3 protein-coding genes are annotated in these 2,864 nt (G+C 75.6%); 2 read left to right on the plus strand and 1 reads right to left on the minus strand.

Annotated elements, in window-relative coordinates:
• Window positions 1–851: electron transfer flavoprotein subunit alpha/FixB family protein (locus HGA02_RS15315; RefSeq protein WP_168679906.1), on the plus strand; the 851-nt coding region annotated here is incomplete at its 5' end.
• A 204-nt stretch (window positions 852–1,055) separates the two neighbouring features.
• Here the strand turns inward: HGA02_RS15315 and HGA02_RS15320 are convergent.
• Complete coding sequence (locus HGA02_RS15320) at window positions 1,056–2,042, minus strand: phosphotransferase (RefSeq protein ID WP_168679907.1); 987 nt, start codon at window positions 2,040–2,042, stop codon at window positions 1,056–1,058.
• Between the two features lie 119 nt (window positions 2,043–2,161).
• Here HGA02_RS15320 and HGA02_RS15325 point away from each other — a divergent pair.
• Window positions 2,162–2,864, plus strand: a 703-nt coding sequence (locus HGA02_RS15325) for a cysteine desulfurase family protein (RefSeq protein WP_168679908.1), incomplete at its 3' end; no start/stop codon positions are given.

Consider the following 2,864-nt stretch of genomic DNA (forward strand, 5'->3'; position numbering starts at 1 on the left):
GCTCTTCCGATCTCGTCCTCGCCGAGCTCGGCGCGCTCGGCGTCACGCAGGTGCACCGCGTCGTCGCCGACGCCGACCTGCACCTGACGGCCGTCCTGGCGGAGGCGCTGGGCTCGCTCGTGGCGGCGACCGGGGCAGGCCTCGTGCTGCTCGTGTCGTCCTTCGAGAACAAGGAGGCCGCGGCGCGCCTCGCCGTCGCCACCGGCGCCGGGGTCGTCACCGACGCCGACGGGCTCGTCGTCGAGGACGGGCGCTACGTCGCCTCGAAGACCGTCTTCGCCGGCACTTGGAACACGCGCTGCGCGATCACCGCGCCCCTCGCCGTCGTCACCGTCAAGGCCAACTCCGTCGTCGTGGACGCGTCCGCGACCGGGGGAGCGCCCGCCGTCGTGTCCCACGCGGTCGCGGTCTCCGAGGGCGCGCGGCGCGTCACGCTCGTCGAGCGGACCGAGCGGCCCGACAGCGGCCGGCCCGACCTCGGCAGCGCGCACGTCGTCGTCGTCGGCGGGCGCGGCACCGAGGGCGACTTCAGCCCCGTCGAGGAGCTCGCCGACGTCCTCGGCGGTGCCGTCGGCGCCACGCGCGTCGCGACCGACGAGGGCTGGATCGGCCACGACGCGCAGATCGGCCAGACCGGCGTCACCGTGTCCCCGCGGCTGTACATCGGCGCCGGCGTGTCCGGGGCCGTGCACCACCGCGGCGGCATGCAGGCGTCCGGCACGATCGTCGCGATCAACGCCGACGCCGACGCGCCCATCTTCGAGATCGCCGACTTCGGCGTCGTGGGCGACCTGTTCACGGTCCTCCCGCAGGCGTCGGCGGAGCTCCGCCGCCTCAAGTCCGAGGGCTGACCCGGAGCGCAGCGGAGGGTGGGCGTCGCGCAGCGGCGCCCGACCGCAGCGGAGCGCAGGGTCGGCCCGACCGGAGGTTCCGAGGGCTGACCCGCAGCGGAGCGCAAGGGCCCGACCGTGGGTTCCGAGGGCTGACCAGCCGCGATACCGACATGGGTGCCGTTCCGCGTGCGCGGGCGGCACCCATGTCGGTATCGCGAGCGATCAGGAGAGGTCGCGGAGCCAGCGGAGGGCGGCGACGCCCTGAGCCGCCTGGAAGCGGCGCAGGTTCGGGATGCCCGGGGGCGGGGGCTGCAGCGACGAGGAGATGAAGTACCCGGACAGGCCGGCGAGGACGGCGCGCAGGTCGTCATCGGAGACGCCCTCGCTCACGGCGGACGCGCGGAAGACGGTGTGCGGGTCGCCGCCGCCCTGCAGCGACACGCTCGGCAGCATGAACGCCCAGTCGAGCCACGGGGCGCCGATCGCGGCGTGCGGCCAGTCGATGAGCCAGACGCGGTGCTGGTCGTCGATCATCACGTTGTCCGCGCGCAGGTCGCCGTGCACGAGCGCGTCGCCGGCGCAGACCCGCAGGGCCTCCTGCTCTCGCAGGACGAGCTTCTCGTGGTGGTCCCGCGCCCACTGGCCGAGGTCGCCGGCCCGGGCGACGACGCCCTCGCGGGTGGCCTCGTCGAGGTCGACCAGGCGGCGCCAGCCGGTGAAGTCCTCGGCGAGCACGTCGTCGATGCGCGGCAGGCCGTGGCCGGGCAGCGGCTCGACGTCCGCAAGCGCTCCCACGGCGTCCGCGACGGCGGCCAGGTCGGCCGGACGCCACGGCAGCTCGGGGGAGCGGCCGTGCACGACCTCGAAGCCGAGGATCACCCAGTCGCCGTCGTCGTCGGACCACAGCATGCGCGGCGCGGGCACCTGCGGGGGCAGGGCGGCGGCGACGCGCGTCTCGGCACGCGCGAGGTGCGGGGAGACCGGGTTCTGCTCGGCGGACACGGCCTTGACGAACACGCCGCGGCCGTCGGCGAACTCGAGGACGGCGGCGAAGCCGGGGCTGAACCCGCTGGTCGCGCTGATCTCGGCGGTCACCTGGGAGCCGGCGAGCGTGCTGATGCGCTCGCGGACGTGCCGGGGCAGGTCACGCCAGTCCAGCCGCTGGCCGCTGAACGCGGGCGGCAGGGCGATGACCTCGTCGGCACTCACGGCGCACATCCTGCCAGGCCGCGTCGACGTCTTTCGAGGGTGAGACCACGCTGCGGCCGGGCACCCGCACGGGCGGCCGCCGTCCGGGGTCCCGCGCGCACGTTCGTAGACTGGTGCGGATGACTGCGTACCTCGACCATGCGGCGACCACGCCCATGCTCCCGGGGGCTGCGCGCGTGCTCACCGAGCACCTGGCGCACCCGGGCAACCCGTCGTCGCTGCACGGCTCGGGCCGGGCGGCGCGACGCGTCGTCGAGGAAGCGCGCGAGACGGCCGCGGCGGCGCTCGGTGCGCGACCCAGCGAGGTCGTGTGGACGTCGGGCGGGACCGAGGCCGACAACCTCGCGGTCAAGGGGCTGTTCTGGGCGCGCCGCACGCAGGACCCGTCGCGGCGCCGCATCCTCGTGTCGGCGGTCGAGCACCACGCGGTCCTCGACCCCGCGTTCTGGATGGCCGAGCACGCGGGCGCGGAGCTGGTGCTGCTGCCCGTCGACGCCGACGGCGTGGTGGACGTCGCGGCGCTGCGCGACGAGCTCGAGGAGAACGGCCCGCAGGCGGCGCTGCTGTCGGTGATGTGGGCGAACAACGAGGTCGGGGCGCTGCAGCCGCTCGACGAGGTCGTCGCGCTCGCGCGGCGGTACGGCGTCCCGGTGCACGCCGACGCGGTGCAGGCGGTCGGGCAGGTGCCGGTGGACTTCGCGGCGTCGGGGCTGGACGCGATGACCGTGTCGGGGCACAAGCTCGGCGGTCCCGGCGGGGTCGGTGCGCTGCTCGCGCGGCGCGGGCTCGACCTCACGCCCGTGCTGCACGGCGGCGGGCAGG

It is taken from the genome of Cellulomonas septica (assembly GCF_012396155.1).
GTDB classification, from domain to species: domain Bacteria; phylum Actinomycetota; class Actinomycetes; order Actinomycetales; family Cellulomonadaceae; genus Cellulomonas; species Cellulomonas septica.